General features: G+C 63.4%; 14 protein-coding genes. 10 read left to right on the forward strand and 4 right to left on the reverse strand.

From position 1 onward, the window contains the following. Position 1: 1 nt before the first annotated feature. Positions 2–220, reverse strand: coding sequence for a hypothetical protein (locus AOT83_RS24825; protein WP_057966400.1), 219 nt, complete (start codon positions 218–220; stop codon positions 2–4). Between the two features lie 138 nt (positions 221–358). Here AOT83_RS24825 and AOT83_RS24830 point away from each other — a divergent pair, with 138 nt between their 5' ends. From AOT83_RS24830 to AOT83_RS24845, 4 genes are read left to right on the forward strand one after another with little or no spacing between them, the layout of a single operon-like run. Further along, positions 359–982 (forward strand): class I SAM-dependent methyltransferase, encoded by a 624-nt coding sequence (locus AOT83_RS24830; protein ID WP_057966361.1) that lies wholly within the window; start codon positions 359–361, stop codon positions 980–982. After that, positions 972–1,865, forward strand: coding sequence for a DUF1295 domain-containing protein (locus AOT83_RS24835; RefSeq protein WP_196325574.1), 894 nt, complete (start codon positions 972–974; stop codon positions 1,863–1,865). Before AOT83_RS24830 ends, AOT83_RS24835 begins: the two co-directional genes overlap by 11 nt. After that, complete coding sequence (locus tag AOT83_RS24840; RefSeq protein ID WP_057966362.1) at positions 1,862–3,022, forward strand: FAD-dependent oxidoreductase; 1,161 nt, start codon at positions 1,862–1,864, stop codon at positions 3,020–3,022. The genes AOT83_RS24835 and AOT83_RS24840 overlap by 4 nt, the downstream gene beginning before the upstream one ends. 4 nt (positions 3,023–3,026) lie before the next feature. Then, a complete protein-coding gene (locus tag AOT83_RS24845; protein WP_057966363.1) occupies positions 3,027–3,440 on the forward strand; it encodes a cupin domain-containing protein in 414 nt (137 codons plus the stop codon). A gap of 5 nt (positions 3,441–3,445) precedes the next feature. On the opposite strand, the gene AOT83_RS24850 is transcribed toward AOT83_RS24845, so the two are convergent. Both AOT83_RS24850 and AOT83_RS24855 read right to left on the reverse strand, forming a co-directional pair. Next, positions 3,446–5,266 carry an amidohydrolase gene (locus AOT83_RS24850; protein WP_057966364.1) on the reverse strand — a complete coding sequence of 607 codons (1,821 nt, stop codon included), beginning with the start codon at positions 5,264–5,266 and terminating at the stop codon, positions 3,446–3,448. Between the two features lie 19 nt (positions 5,267–5,285). After that, entirely contained in the window at positions 5,286–5,738 is a 453-nt protein-coding gene (locus AOT83_RS24855; RefSeq protein WP_081343749.1) for a TIGR03618 family F420-dependent PPOX class oxidoreductase, read from the reverse strand. Between the two features lie 161 nt (positions 5,739–5,899). On the opposite strand from AOT83_RS24855, the gene AOT83_RS24860 reads away from it, so the two are divergent. The 4 genes from AOT83_RS24860 to AOT83_RS24875 are packed head-to-tail and all read left to right on the forward strand — an operon-like array spanning position 5,900 to position 10,393. After that, entirely contained in the window at positions 5,900–6,580 is a 681-nt protein-coding gene (locus tag AOT83_RS24860; protein ID WP_030097840.1) for a TetR/AcrR family transcriptional regulator, read from the forward strand. A 14-nt stretch (positions 6,581–6,594) separates the two neighbouring features. After that, complete coding sequence (locus tag AOT83_RS24865; protein ID WP_057966365.1) at positions 6,595–7,572, forward strand: SDR family NAD(P)-dependent oxidoreductase; 978 nt, start codon at positions 6,595–6,597, stop codon at positions 7,570–7,572. After that, positions 7,562–9,214 (forward strand): AMP-binding protein, encoded by a 1,653-nt coding sequence (locus AOT83_RS24870; RefSeq protein WP_057966366.1) that lies wholly within the window; start codon positions 7,562–7,564, stop codon positions 9,212–9,214. Before AOT83_RS24865 ends, AOT83_RS24870 begins: the two co-directional genes overlap by 11 nt. 24 nt (positions 9,215–9,238) lie before the next feature. Continuing rightward, positions 9,239–10,393, forward strand: coding sequence for a lipase family protein (locus AOT83_RS24875; RefSeq protein WP_057966367.1), 1,155 nt, complete (start codon positions 9,239–9,241; stop codon positions 10,391–10,393). A gap of 12 nt (positions 10,394–10,405) precedes the next feature. Here the strand turns inward: AOT83_RS24875 and AOT83_RS24880 are convergent, their stop codons facing one another. Beyond that, positions 10,406–11,764 carry an amino acid permease gene (locus AOT83_RS24880; protein ID WP_057966368.1) on the reverse strand — a complete coding sequence of 453 codons (1,359 nt, stop codon included), beginning with the start codon at positions 11,762–11,764 and terminating at the stop codon, positions 10,406–10,408. A gap of 172 nt (positions 11,765–11,936) precedes the next feature. Between AOT83_RS24880 and AOT83_RS24885 the strand changes: the two genes are divergently transcribed. Together AOT83_RS24885 and AOT83_RS24890 are read left to right on the forward strand one after the other, a co-directional pair. Next, positions 11,937–12,632 carry a GAF and ANTAR domain-containing protein gene (locus AOT83_RS24885; protein WP_057966403.1) on the forward strand — a complete coding sequence of 232 codons (696 nt, stop codon included), beginning with the start codon at positions 11,937–11,939 and terminating at the stop codon, positions 12,630–12,632. A gap of 493 nt (positions 12,633–13,125) precedes the next feature. Then, positions 13,126–13,659 carry a DUF6328 family protein gene (locus tag AOT83_RS24890; protein WP_057966369.1) on the forward strand — a complete coding sequence of 178 codons (534 nt, stop codon included), beginning with the start codon at positions 13,126–13,128 and terminating at the stop codon, positions 13,657–13,659. Position 13,660 lies beyond the last annotated feature (1 nt).

Consider the following 13,660-nt stretch of genomic DNA (forward strand, 5'->3'; position numbering starts at 1 on the left):
ATCAGCGCCAACCGAAGCCGGGTCCACCAAACCCGACCCCGAATCCGTCGTCGCCCGGCCACATCCACGGCGTCGTGAGCTCATCGTCATCGGTGCTTTGGGTGCAGGCGGCGTCAGGGCCCAGACCTCCCGAGAACTGACACTCGGGCTCACCCCGAGCCGGCGTTGTAAGAATCAGCATCGCCGCCAATGCTGCTGTGGCACATGCGCTGTAACGCATTTCCATCCCCCTCCTTCGTCACAATAACGTGCGGGGTTGGCATGAGATTAGCACCGCATTCGCGGCTCGGTAGGCCATCGAGTGAGGTATTCGCGTGCCCTGATCTGCGACGCTACCCCCGCTTGCGACAATGGCTGCATGGTTGAGCAGAGTCTTTGGATGCAGAAAGTCGCGGCCAATCCGAACCATTCGCATTGGTACATCGAGCGGTTTCGCGCCATGGCGCGTGAGGGTGCGGATTTGGCGGGCGAAGCTCGCTTTGTGGACGCGATGGTTCCTCGTGGCGCCCGGGTCCTCGACGCGGGGTGTGGCTCCGGCCGGGTGGGCGGGTTTCTGGCGGCCGCCGGTCACCGCGTGGTCGGCGTCGACGTCGACCCGGTGCTCATCGAGGCGGCCGAGCAGGACCATCCCGGTTCACGGTGGATCGTCAGCGATCTCGCCGACCTTGACCTGCCGGCGGCCGGTATCGCCGAGCCATTTGACGTCATCGTGTCAGCGGGCAACGTGATGGCGTTTCTCGCCCCGAGCACACGGGTTCAGGTGTTGAAACGCCTGCGCGGACACCTCGCGGAAGATGGCCGCGCGGTGATCGGCTTCGGCGCCGGCCGCGACTACGAGTTCGCCCGATTCATCGACGACGCTGCCGAAGCAGGTCTCGCTCCGGACCTCCTGCTGTCCACCTGGGACCTGAGGCCCTTCACCGATGACTCGGACTTTCTCGTCGCACTGTTGCGAAGGGACAACACCCCGCATGAGCTCTGAGGCCATCGTCCGAAGCAAGTCACAATCGTTGGTGCTCGTGAGCATCGCCTATCTCATCGCCGTGGGCGTGGCCGCTGGCTGGCTCATCTGGGGTCCAGGTACCGGCCGCATGTGGCTGGACACTTTGATCGCCGATGTGCTGGCCACGGTGGTGATATTCGTCTTCAGCAGGCTGTACCGCAATTCGAGCTTCTACGACGCCTATTGGAGCGTGATACCCCCGCTGCTGCTGGTCTACTGGTGGAGTCAGTCCGGGGTACATGAGTTGCGTTGTTGGCTCATCGCGATGGTGATCGCGCTGTGGGCAGTGCGCCTCACCGCCAACTGGGTGTATTCGTTTCCTGGTCTGCACCATGAGGATTGGCGCTACCCGATGCTGCGCGCCAGTGCCGGCCGATGGAGCTTCCTGGCCGATCTGGTCGCCATCCATCTCATCCCCACGCTGCTGGTCTTTCTCGGGATGGTGCCGGCGTATGTCGCGGTAACGCGCCCCGGCGGCGACCTGGTCTGGCTGACGACGATCGCGTGTCTGGTCGGCCTCGCGGCTGTAGCTCTGGAGCTGGTCGCCGATGTGCAGATGCACCGCTTCACCGGCAACCGTCGTCCCGGTGAGGTGATGGACCGCGGCCTGTGGTCATGGTCTCGGCATCCAAACTATTTCGGAGAGTTCAGCTTCTGGCTCTCCCTGGCACTCTTCGGTATTGCGGTCTCCCCCGCTGATGCGTGGTGGCTATGCCTCGGCGCCGCGGGCATGTTGGGAATGTTCCTGGGCTCGAGCATCCCGATGATGGAGCAGCGCAGCCTGCAGCGACGGCCCGAGTACCGAGATGTCATCGCACGGGTATCCCAATTTGTGCCCCGCCCTCCACGGAAATCGGCGTGAGCCGCAGACGGGTCCTTGTCGCCGGGCTCGGCGACAGCGGCCTGCTCACGGCGATCCGGCTCGCCAGCCACAGCGATATTGTCGGAATCTCCGCCAAACCCGGGTTGGTCAGTGGCCAAGAGTTAGGGATACGGCTTTCACGCCCCGACGAATGGGCACGGAACTACTGGGTGCCGTTTGACCGGTTCCTCAGACTGGACCGTGTCCGTACCGTGCATGCCCGGCTCACCGGCGTCGACTTCAGCGCCCGAACGGTTTTCGCCCACAGCAGTAACGGCGTATCACTTGCGGAACCATACGACACTTTGGTCATCTCGACCGGTGTCAGTAACGGCTTCTGGCGACAGCCCACACTGCAATCCAATGTCGAGGTCGCTGCGGAGTTGCGCGCGGCGCACCTGCGACTGGCCGCGGCGGGCACGGTAACTGTCATCGGTGGAGGGGCAGCCGCTGTGAGTAGCGCGGCCAACATCGCGATCACATGGCCCAACCTGCGTGTCGATCTGTATTTCCCCGGTGAGCGTGCGCTCACACAGCACTCGCCGCGCGTGTGGCACCGGATTCGGCAGCGGCTCAACGACCTCCGCGTCGGGCTGCACCCCGGACACCGGGCACTCATCCCCGACGGATTCACCGGCAACCGAATCACCGGCGAGCCGGTTGAATGGAGTTCCGGACAGCCGCCGGTCTCCTCCGATGCGGTGCTATGGGCAATAGGTCGCGTCCAACCCAATACAGACTGGCTGCCCGACGAGATACTCGACCAACACGGATTTGTCCGTGTGACACCACAACTGCAGGTTCCCGGCTACCCCAACGTCTTCGCCGTCGGGGACGTCGCGGCCACCGATGCGCTACGCACCTCGGCTCGCAATCGAGCCGACCGGCTGGTGGCTCACAATGTTCGCGCCGGAGTATCCGGGCGGCCTTTACGGGCCTACCGCCCACCCAGGTACCGGTGGGGCTCGGTTCTCGGCGTACAGCCCGACGGGCTGGAAGTCTTCGCCCCCTCCGGTCACGCCTTCCGCTTCCCCGCGTGGTCAATCGACCGCGTACTGCAACCCTGGATCATCAAACGCGGTATCTACCATGGCATCCGCGACAACACGGCGCTGCCGTCGGGCGTCGGCACACTCAAGCCTCTCCGGAAGGATTAACCGCATGAACATCGGCAGCACGATCGTGATGGGCGCATGTGCCGGGCTGGCGACACTCGCCGCGGCATGCGGGTCATCTACCCCCGTGTCCGAACGTGAGCCGGTGAGCCGCACCGACTTACAGCGCCATGATCTGAGCATCCCGGGCCGCGAGGCACTACAGACACGTGTCGATTTTCAGCCGGGAGCCACGGCTGCCCGCCACAAGCATCCCGGCGAGGAGATCATCTACGTGCTCAAGGGCACGCTGGTCTACGACATCGACGGTCAGGGTTCACAGAGCGTCACCGCCGGAGATGTCCTTTTCGTCCCCGCCGAGACTTTCCATTCCGTTCGCAATGTCGGTGATGACGAAGGTTCGGAACTGGCAACCTACGTCGTCGACAAGGACAAGCCGCTCTTGGTACTGGCCAAGTAGGCCGGTCAGTGCTTGATCTCGTGACGGATCTGGCCGTTCATCATCGTCATCGTGACCGTCGCCTTGTGGATGTCGTGTGGGTCTCCCTCAAGGATGTTGCGGTCGAGCACGATGAGATCGGCGAGCTTGCCGGCCTCCACCGAGCCGACCTTGTTCTCCATCCGGATCTGGTGCGCGGCACCCAGCGTATTGGCCTGCACCGCCTGCGCCGCCGACAACTTCTGGTTAGTGGGGCCGAGCACCTCGGCATTGGGGTCACCGACCAGCTGACGGGTCACACCGATCTGGATTGATTCGAGTGGCTTGTAGGTGGAGAAGTACCCCGCCGCAGGCCAATCCGTTCCCAGTGACACTCTTCCGCCGGCGTGCAGTATGTCCTGGATCCGGTAGAAGTTGTCCTTGCGGGGCGCGCCATATCGGGCCGCCAGGTTGACCACGGTGTCGGGGTCGGCGGAGAACCAGTTCGCGGAGAACTGGGCTCCAACCCCAAGCTTGGCAAATCGGGCGTTGTCCGCGTCATCGACATAGATCAGGTGCGCGATTGTATGCCGGCGGTCCCGGGCGGGATTCTTGGCGATCGCCGCCTCAAACGCATCCAGTGCCGCCCGTACCGTGCGCTCCCCGCACGCGTGCACATGCATGTCGATACCCGCGGCATCAATCTGGCCGACCAGCTGGCCCCACTGCTGCTCGGTGAACGGTGACGTTCCGATCGAATCGGGTTTGTCCGCATAAGGATCGAGCAGCCAGGCGGTGTAGCCGCCTTGGGTGCCGTCGCCCATGATCTTGATCATCCCCACCTGAACGAGATCGCTCGCGATCTCGTCACGAGTCTGGGTGAACATCGATACCGCATCATCGAAAGGGGGCGCCTTCACAACATAGGACGCCACCACGCGGAACGGTAACGCGCCCCTGCGCTCAATGTCGTTGTACAGCCCAAGAAACGCCGCCTGACTCCCGACCGGAGGAACACCGGCATCGAACACCGACGTGATGCCGGCCGCAGCCGCCTTCGGCAGCCAGTCCTCAAGTGCTCGCTGCATGCTCTCGGCGGTAACCGGTTCGATGGCATCGATCAGGTCAAGCATCGCGCTGATCTCCAGGATGTAGCCGCTCGGCTCGCCCTTGCCATCTTTTGCGTAGTAGCTGAAGCCTGGGACCGGGTCGGGCGTATCTCGATGTATGCCAGCGACTTCCAGGGCCTTACTGTTGGCCCACATGCTGTGCGCATCGACGGCGAAGAAGAAGCCGGGCCGGTCCGGCAGGACACTGTCCAATTCTTGACGGGTCGGCCCCTCCGGCCCGAACATGTCGATACGCCAGCCAAATCCGCGTATCGGCCCATCCGGATTCTCCTCGGCGTATTTGGCAATAGCCGCCAGTGCCTCTTGTTTGGTCGAAACTTGCAGATTCACGCCGCTGCTGAGGAAGGCACCGAAGAACGGATGAATGTGCCCTTCCACAAACCCGGGCATGAGCAGCTTGCCGTCCAAATCGATGACGCGGGTGCCCGGGCCCACCATCGCCATCGCGCCCGCCTCATCACCAACATGTCTGATGGTATTGCCCTTCACGGCAACCGCTTCGGCCCATTCCTGATGCCCGGACACTGTGTAGACGCGGCCGTTCCGGAAGACGAAATCCGCCTCGGCACTGTCGGGGTTGGCACTACCTGACGTGGACGACGAATCGGCCCCTGTAGAGCATGCGGCGACGGCCCCCGCCCCGAGCGCCACCGCGGCCACAGCGCGTAGCGCCGTCCGGCGGGTGGTCTTCGTGCTCAACGCCGAGAAATGCGGGGTCCACTCGCATGCGATACACATACCTGCACAATATTGCGGGCTATCCCCGCGTGGGATTGGAATAGACGCGGCCGGGTGCGATCAGAACTGCGGCGCGTCGTTCCTCTGCCATCACCCGGTCGTAGGTATCCCAGTCGTCGTGGGTACCGCCGGCCACCTGGAAGATGTTGCGCAACAACAGCCTTAACGTTTCCTCGTCGATACCGGCTTGTTGGTCGTCCGGGCCGATGATCTCGGCGACTCCCTCCACGGTCACCCACTGCCATCCGGCGCGCACCACGATGGTGGCCCGCGGGTCCACCCGCAGATGATCGAGCTTCCGGGTGCCCCCGGCCGCCACCAGCGCGACGGCCGGTTCGCCGGTTCGCGGGTGGCGCATGACGCCGGCATTGATCACCGATGACTGGACGCTGCCGTCGCTTCGAATCGTGCTGAGCACGCACAGCCCATGGTCACGATCGACCAACTCGGCGAATGCGGATATGTCTGTCACGACTGGAATCCCTTCAATGTACGGCCACGACCGGCGCAATTCCAACTGTAGGCGCCGATCGTCTCGAGGGCGCGGGAGATTTTGAATCTGATTCAGAAAGATCTTGACGCCCGCCTTCCCGATGACTACTTTCTGAATCAGATTCAAATACTGGAGGTGTCATGGTCGGCAACAAACGTGGTGTCGCCTCACGTGCCGCCCTGCTGGAGGCCGGTCGCGTCGCCTTCAGCACGCAACGGTACGACGAGGTCTCGATCGTGGATCTGGCCCGCGCCCTTGGCGTGGCCGCGGGTTCGATCAGCTACCACTTCGGTGGTAAGCGCGGCTTCTACCTGGCCGTGGTCGAGCAGGCGGCCGACGAATTCTGGGGTGAACTCGTCCAGATGCGCGGTCCGGCGCTGGAGCGATTGTCCGAGGGTGTCGGCAAGTTTCTGGATCGGGCACAGCAGGAGCCCGGCGCCTTCGAGGCGCTCCTGGCCGACGTGTCCGATGCCGAAGTACGGCGTGTTCGTGAACAACATCGCCAACGTCTGGCACACGCGTTGGCCGTGGAGATCACGGGAACCGAATCGACGCCGGTGCTGCGTGCGGCGATCAGTGGCTGCCTCTCATTCATCGAGGGCATCGTGCTGCATTGGATGCATACCGACGAGATCTCCCGCGACACTGTTCGCGATCTGATCATGGCCAACTTCTTCGGCACTGTCCTGAGCGCCGTGCAATCAGACCCTGATATCGAACTCAGCCAACGTGTGGTCGATGCCGTGGTGTCCGATGCGCAACTACGAACTGTGCTCGCCGGTCTGGCCTCCATAAGTCCCTCAACTAACAACACCAAGTAGCCGAAAGCACCGAGATGTCAACGATTTTGCCCACTGGGCCCTCCCCCGTCGTACACCATCCGATCGCACGCGCGGCCGCCTATCTGATCGGCCCGCGCGGTTTACGGGACATCGATCGGCTCCGCGGCGAGGTGGCGGGAAAGGTCGTCGTCGTCACCGGTGCCTCGTACGGGCTCGGCGCCGCCACCGCTGAACTCTTCGCACAGGCCGGTGCCAGGGTCGTGCTGGCCGCACGGTCCATGGAACAGCTCCGGATGGTTGCCGCCGGCATTACCGAAAGGGGCGGCGAGGCAGCGGTTTACCCACTCGACTTGACATCCGAAGCCTCGATCACAGAGTTCGCCGAGGCGGTTCTCCATGATTTCGGTGCGATCGACTATCTGATCCACAACGCCGGTAAATCACTGCGCCGGTCGGTACACCTCTCCTACGACAGGCCCAAAGACGTCAACGCGACATCGGGCGCCAACTACGTGGGGCCCATGAGGCTCACCCTGGCGCTGCTACCCGGTATGCGGGCCCGGGGCGCCGGCCATATCGTCAACGTCTCGACAGTGGGCGTGATGTTCGGGGTGGTACCCAAGTGGGGCTTCTACCTGTCGTCCAAGGCCGCGTTCGACATCTGGATGCGCGCTGTCGGAATGGAAGCCCGCGGCGATGGGGTGACCCTGACAACTTTCTACGCGGGTCTGATGCATACCCGGATGAGCGCACCGAGCCGGTGGATGCGGCTGCTTCCGGGACAGACCCCCCTCGACGCGGCTCGCGTGATCGCCCGCGCCGTCGTGGACAAACCCAGAACGTTGACGCCGGTGTACGGGCATCCCTCCGCGATATTAGCTCCGGTGCTGCGCTTTCCGATGGAACCGATCCTCGGTTTCGTCTATCGGCGATTGGGTGATACCCAGGCTTCCCTGGCAAGGGTTACCGCAGGCCGGCCGGCTCCGACTCGTGTCCAGACATCGGACCCGGTGGGTGCTCATGCCGAATGAGTTCAGGCAAAGCCTCAGGCAGTGGGCTGCCGCGGTGCCTGCGGCGCTCACCTCAGGCGCGCTCACCCCGATGGGTCCACGGGCCGTCGCCGCACTTGCCCGCGCCCTCTGTCAGTACGGGCCGACACCGGCACTGTTGTTGGCGGCCACCGCGATTCGATTTCCCAACAGGGTCGCGCTGATCGACGAGGCGGGGCACATCACCTATCGCCAGTTACATCAGCGCGCGGAGGCGATCGCCGCTGCCGTCTACGCGCTGGCGCCTTCGGCCCCCACTTCGGTCGGGATCGTATGCCGCAACCATCGAGGATTCGCCGAGGCCATGCTGACCGGTGCACAGCTCGGGGCCGAACTCATCTTCATCAACACGGAACTGACTCCTCAACAGTTGCACGCGATCCTGCAACGCCACGAACCGGACGTACTGATCTTCGATGCCGAGTACACCGAAGCGGTCGATGCCGCCAACTACCGTGGCTTGCGTGTACTGGCCTGGCACGAGACTCCGGCCGCAGAGGGACTCCTGAGCTTGGATGCACTCGCGACACAAACGCATCCCAAGCCGCCACCGGTGCGCCGTCCGGTGAAACTCACCCTGCTCACTTCCGGCACCACCGGGCTGGCCAAGGGAGTGCCGCGCGCCGTCAAACCCCGACAGTTGGTGCTCATGTGTGTGACCGCGATGGCCACCGTGCGGCTGCGTTCCCGGGACAGGGTGCTGGTGGCACCGCCGTTCTTCCACGGATTTGGCTTGGCAGCGCTGCTTGGGCCACTGGCGCTGGGAGGCACCGTGCTGTGCCGACGCCGATTCGATGCCGCGCAAGCCATGAACGATATTGCGCGTCAACATGTCACGGTACTGTTCGCGGTACCGGTCATGCTGCAGAGGCTGTTGACGGCGCTCCCGGAAATAGGCAGGCGAAACGCCCAAGGGCTGCCATTGCGGATGATCGTGACTGGGGCAGCGCCGATATCACCGGCCACCGTCTCCGGCGTGCTGGCAGCCTTCGGACCGATATTGGTGAACGGTTATGGATCCACCGAAGCCGGAGTGGTCGCGATCGCCTCCCCTGCGGACCTCGTTGCCGCACCGAATACTGCGGGGCGCAAGGCACTTGGAGTGTCCGTGCGCATCCTTGGGGACAACCGCCGAGAGGTTGGGGCCGGTGAGACGGGAATGATCTTCGTCCGTGGTGGCCTGGAGTACGAGGGTTACACACCCGACAAAACGGTGCACGCCGCTTCCAAGGAAGTCGTCGATGGGCATGTGAACACAGGCGATATGGGCCATTTCGACGCGGAAGGCAGGCTGTACATCGACGGTCGCTCCGACGACATGATTGTCTCGGGTGGCGAGAACATATTCCCCGGGGAAGTCGAGGACCGACTCACGGCGCACCCCGCGATCGCTGATGCCGTCGTCATCGGCGTACCCGACGACGAATTCGGTCAGGTATTGCAGGCTTTCGTGGTTGCGGCGGCGGGGTCCTCAGCGCCCCGGGAGGACATGCTCAAGGCTCATGTTCGGGAGGGTCTCGAGCGCTACAAGGTTCCGAAACGGTTCGTTGTTCTTGACGAGATACCGCGCAATGCCAGTGGCAAAGTACTTCGTGCGCAACTGCATTCACCCGACGCTTCATAGCCGCACCAACCCCGGAGGACAACGATGTCTTATACCCCGGCCACCCGCCGAGCGCGTGATCGGTTCTACGATCCGCCCGCGCTCGACAACACCGGGTCTCCCGGCGATCTACTGCGTGCCACGCCCATGGCCGCGCGTGTCTTCCCCGGAGTCAGGATGCGGGCCCAGGCCTGGCGCGTGCTGTATCGATCGACGACCGCCACCGGCACCCCTATCGCGGTATCCGGTGTCGTGCTCATCCCCGATGCTCCGGCCCCGATGACTACACGGCCGTTACTCGGATTCGCCCCCGGCACCCAGGGTCTGGCGCGCTCCGCCACCGTGTCTCGCCTACTTGAACTCGGCCTGGAGTACGAGGCCCCCTTCCTCACCGCGGCCGTACGGCGCGGGTGGGTAGTGGCCGTCACCGACTATCCGGGGCTCGGCACCCCTGGCGTGCATCCCTATGTCGTCGGAAAAACAAACGGACGCGCGCTTTTGGACATCATGCGCGCCGCAAGACAGCTACCTCAGGCCGATCTCGAGGCGCAGGGCCCAGCAGGCATATACGGCTACTCCGAGGGCGGCAACACTGCCGGCTGGGCCGCGCAGTTGCAGCCGAGCTACGCACCCGACATGCCGCTGCGTGCTGCGGCCGTTGGCGCGGCTCCGGTAGATTTCCCCGAACTCGCCACCGAACTGGACGGTGGACTTTTCGCATTTCTCTTGCTGTACACCGGGATTGGACTCGACAGCAGCTATCCCGAACTGCGATTGCATGATTACCTCAACCGAGGCGGGCGGCTGGTCACCGCGCTATTGCGACGTACCCATATTGTCGCGGCGATTGTCCTGGGCCTGCTTCTCCCCAAGAATCGACAGCGCTATCTCGCGGGTGTGGACCCCTTTACCGAGCCGGCATGGGTCACGCAACTGCACGACAACAGCCTGGGGCACTTCGCGCCCGCGGCTCCGGTGTTGGTCGGCACCGGACGGCAAGATCAGGTGATTCCCTACCGTCAGGCCGAGCTGTTGGTGCAGCGGTGGAGCGCTCTCGGTGTCGACGTGCGCGAGCATCCGATTCGTTTCGGTGAGCACCTCACCGCTGCACCACAATTCGCCAGAGCGGGATTCGCCTTCCTCTCCGATCATTTCGGCCGCGCCGAAGCAAGCACAGCCACCGCAAGGGAGGCGGGATGACTCTAATCTCGCCTACGCAACCCGGCGCGACATGCGATACCCGGCCGCGAGCAGTAGAAGCCACACCGCACCGACGATGAGCGCAACGCGGGTATCCGCACTGAAGCCCAGCAGAATCATGACGAAGACCAGGAATCCGGTCGCGAACACCTGCAGGTACGGCCATGCCGGTACCGGAAAGCTCGGCCCTGACATATCTCCGGCGCCCGTTTCCGATCGGAACCTGAAGTGGGACAGAAGGATCATCAGCCAGACGAAGATCGTTGCAAAGGTGGCAACTGAGGCGATGATGACGAAAACACGTTCCTCTATCGCATAGTTCAACACCACGCCGACGAGCAAGGCCGCCGTCATGACGACCACGGTCATCCACGGGACGCCGTTACGCGATACCCGCCGCATGATCGCGGGTGCCTGTCCCCGCTGAGCCATGCCGTAGATCATTCGTCCAGCGGCGAAGACATCACTGTTGATCGCCGACAACGCCGCCGTCACCACAATGACATTCAGGACGGTCGCCGCTGACCTAAGCCCCAACCCCTCGAATATCTGGACAAACGGGCTGCTGTTCGAATCGATGGAGCGCCAGGGATTCAGGGACATGATGACAGCGAGTGTCAAAACGTAGAAAAGCATGATGCGTATGGGAACCGTGTTGATGGCCCGGGGAATCGTGTGCGCCGGGTCCTTGGCCTCACCCGCAGTGATTCCGATGATCTCGGTGCCTCCGAACGCGAACATCACGATCATGAAGCTGCCCAAGAAACCTGCCAACCCGTTGGGGAAGAAGCCGCCGTCATTCCACAGATTGGCGATACCGTGCTGCGCCCCATGGCCGGTAGATGTCCCCCACAGCAAGATCGCTATGCCGCCACCGATCATCGCGACAATGGCAAGCACCTTGACGAGGCTGAGCCAGAACTCAACTTCCCCGAACACCTTGACGCTGAGCAGATTTATCGCACCGATGAAGAAGATGATCGAAAGGACCCAGATCCAGCGTGGCACGCCCGGGAACCAGAACCCCATGTACACACCGAACGCGGTGACATCGGCCAAACAGACGACGACCATCTCCAGGGCGTACGTCCAGCCGGTGAGAAACCCGGCCAGCGGGCCCATGTATTGCGTCGCGTATTCGCCGAATGATCCCGCGACCGGGCTGCGCACCGCCATCTCCCCCAGCGACCGCAACACGATGTAGATGACAGCCCCGCCCAGCATGTATGCCAGCAGAACCGAGGGGCCCGCCTGCCTGATCGCTTCGGCCGATCCATAGAACAGACCCGTCCCAATGGCCGAACCCAATGCGATGAAGCGGATGTGGCGCGCGGAGAGCCCTCGCGTCAGCGTCTCCGACGTGCTGTTCACAGGGCGAGCTCCTATCGCGTGGCCTATTCGGGGTTATGAGATAACCGGGAAGTTAGCTGAGTTTAGGTGCTCTGCCGCTGGCCGCACTCATCGGAGCTGATCGACCTGCCGCCGTGAACCCATGTGCAGGAGAATCGCGCTAAGCCCGCCGCCAACTGGCACGATGGTCATCGTGACCGACGACCCTGTTCCCGGCGCATTCAGCGCGAAGATGGCTGACGTCGCCCGCCGTATGCAGCAAGAGCATTCCAGCGTTGAGATGACGCTCAGATCGATCACCGCCGCAGCTCTGGAGAATGTGCCCGGTGTTGAGCAGGCCGGTATCACCTTGGTGACCGGTCAGTACACCATCGAATCCCGGGCAGCGACCTCAGAGGTGCCCCGCATTCTCGACGAAATCCAACAGGAGTTGCGCGAGGGGCCTTGTGTCCAATCGGCGTGGGAGCACGAGACGGTATACGCCGAAGATCTGGCCGAGACCACGCGCTGGCCGGAATTCGCGAAGGCCGCGGTCAAGCTCGGTGTGCGATCAATGCTGTCTTTCCAGCTGTTCACGTATGGCGAAAACCTTGGGGCGCTGAATCTCTACTCGCGAAGCCCGCAGGCATTCGGCGCGGATTCCTATGACGCCGGACTGGCACTGGCCACCCACGCTGCGATCGTGCTTGTCGCCGCGCAGCGCGAATCACAGTGGGTTTCGGCGCTAGCCTCCCGCGACATCATCGGTCAAGCCAAGGGAATGCTGATGGAGCGATTCGCCATCGATGCCGCCCAGGCCTTCACATTGATACGGCAGCTATCTCAGGAGTCCAACACCAAGCTCGTGGACGTGGCGCGCGCAATCGTCGATGATCGCCCGTCGCGTTGACGCGCGGCATCGTCAAACCAGTGCGCAGATCGCCTCGGATGCCGCCGAGATAGCAAGGGCTGCAAGGATAGTCTTGCCACTCCTGCCATGACCTCCGTAATCGGATCGATCAAGGTATGTTTACACACCCCACATTGGGGATGCATCCGCTTCCACCACCCGGCCCACCGGACCCAGTCGGGCCGCCGGGGATACTTCCGGCGCCACCCTCAGGTCCACCGCCACCGGTCGGACCACCGGGAATGCTTCCGGCGCCCCCCTCAGGTCCGCCCCCACCCGTGGGCCCTCCCGGCACGCTGCCGCTGCCCCCGGGCGGGGGCGGTGTTTGAGTGGTGGTGCCGACGCTAGAAGCGGACGTGTCGCTACCGCAGCCAACTAGCGAAGCAATCACCACCATGGAGCCGATGACGACACTCACTGAATTTCTGGCTTTTGTGTGCATACATTGCCTCTACCCAGGTTTCGTCCGGCCCAAACGGGGAACTACCGACGGGTGGACGTCGACCACCCGGAAAGCGACCAGCTGTGGGACGTGCGGGCTCGCCATGAGAATGTGACCGAACGGCTTGACCGAAACTGGGCGAGCCTCCTGCAGGAACTGCGGGTCGTGGAAACCGGCGTCCAGTTGCTGACGGGCCTGCTGCTCACGCTCCCCTTCCAACAGCGCTTCATCGTGCTCGATCACCCGATGCGGTTGGTCTATCTCGCGACGGTGGCTTGCTCGGTTGTGTCCACGGTGCTGTTGATAGCACCCGTTGGCATCCACCGCGTGTTGTTCCGCCGGCATCGTCTGCCGGTGCTTGTCTCTGCGGCACACCGGTTGGCGCTCGCCGGTCTGCTGTCACTGGGACTGGCCATGGCCGGAGTCACCGACATCGTCTTCGATACTGTCTCGGGGCGCCGCGCCGGTATCGCTTCGGGTGCCGTGGCACTCGTGGCATTCACCTTCTGCTGGCTCGTGTTGCCGCTGATCCTTCGTTCGAGAATCACCCCGCGGACGCGGCGTGGGCCGCGGCTGCCCTCCTAGC

Source organism: Mycobacteroides sp. H001 (assembly GCF_001440005.1).
Lineage (GTDB): Bacteria > Actinomycetota > Actinomycetes > Mycobacteriales > Mycobacteriaceae > Mycobacterium > Mycobacterium gwanakae.

Coding starts and splice junctions, on each gene's coding strand:
- AOT83_RS24870 (WP_057966366.1), top strand. CDS start 7,562: ATGCCGAATGAGTTCAGGCAAAGCCTCAGGCAGTGGGCTGCCGCGGTG.
- AOT83_RS24825 (WP_057966400.1), bottom strand. CDS start 220: ATGCGTTACAGCGCATGTGCCACAGCAGCATTGGCGGCGATGCTGATT.
- AOT83_RS24875 (WP_057966367.1), top strand. CDS start 9,239: ATGTCTTATACCCCGGCCACCCGCCGAGCGCGTGATCGGTTCTACGAT.
- AOT83_RS24850 (WP_057966364.1), bottom strand. CDS start 5,266: ATGTGTATCGCATGCGAGTGGACCCCGCATTTCTCGGCGTTGAGCACG.
- AOT83_RS24865 (WP_057966365.1), top strand. CDS start 6,595: ATGTCAACGATTTTGCCCACTGGGCCCTCCCCCGTCGTACACCATCCG.
- AOT83_RS24860 (WP_030097840.1), top strand. CDS start 5,900: ATGGTCGGCAACAAACGTGGTGTCGCCTCACGTGCCGCCCTGCTGGAG.
- AOT83_RS24835 (WP_196325574.1), top strand. CDS start 972: ATGAGCTCTGAGGCCATCGTCCGAAGCAAGTCACAATCGTTGGTGCTC.
- AOT83_RS24830 (WP_057966361.1), top strand. CDS start 359: ATGGTTGAGCAGAGTCTTTGGATGCAGAAAGTCGCGGCCAATCCGAAC.
- AOT83_RS24845 (WP_057966363.1), top strand. CDS start 3,027: ATGAACATCGGCAGCACGATCGTGATGGGCGCATGTGCCGGGCTGGCG.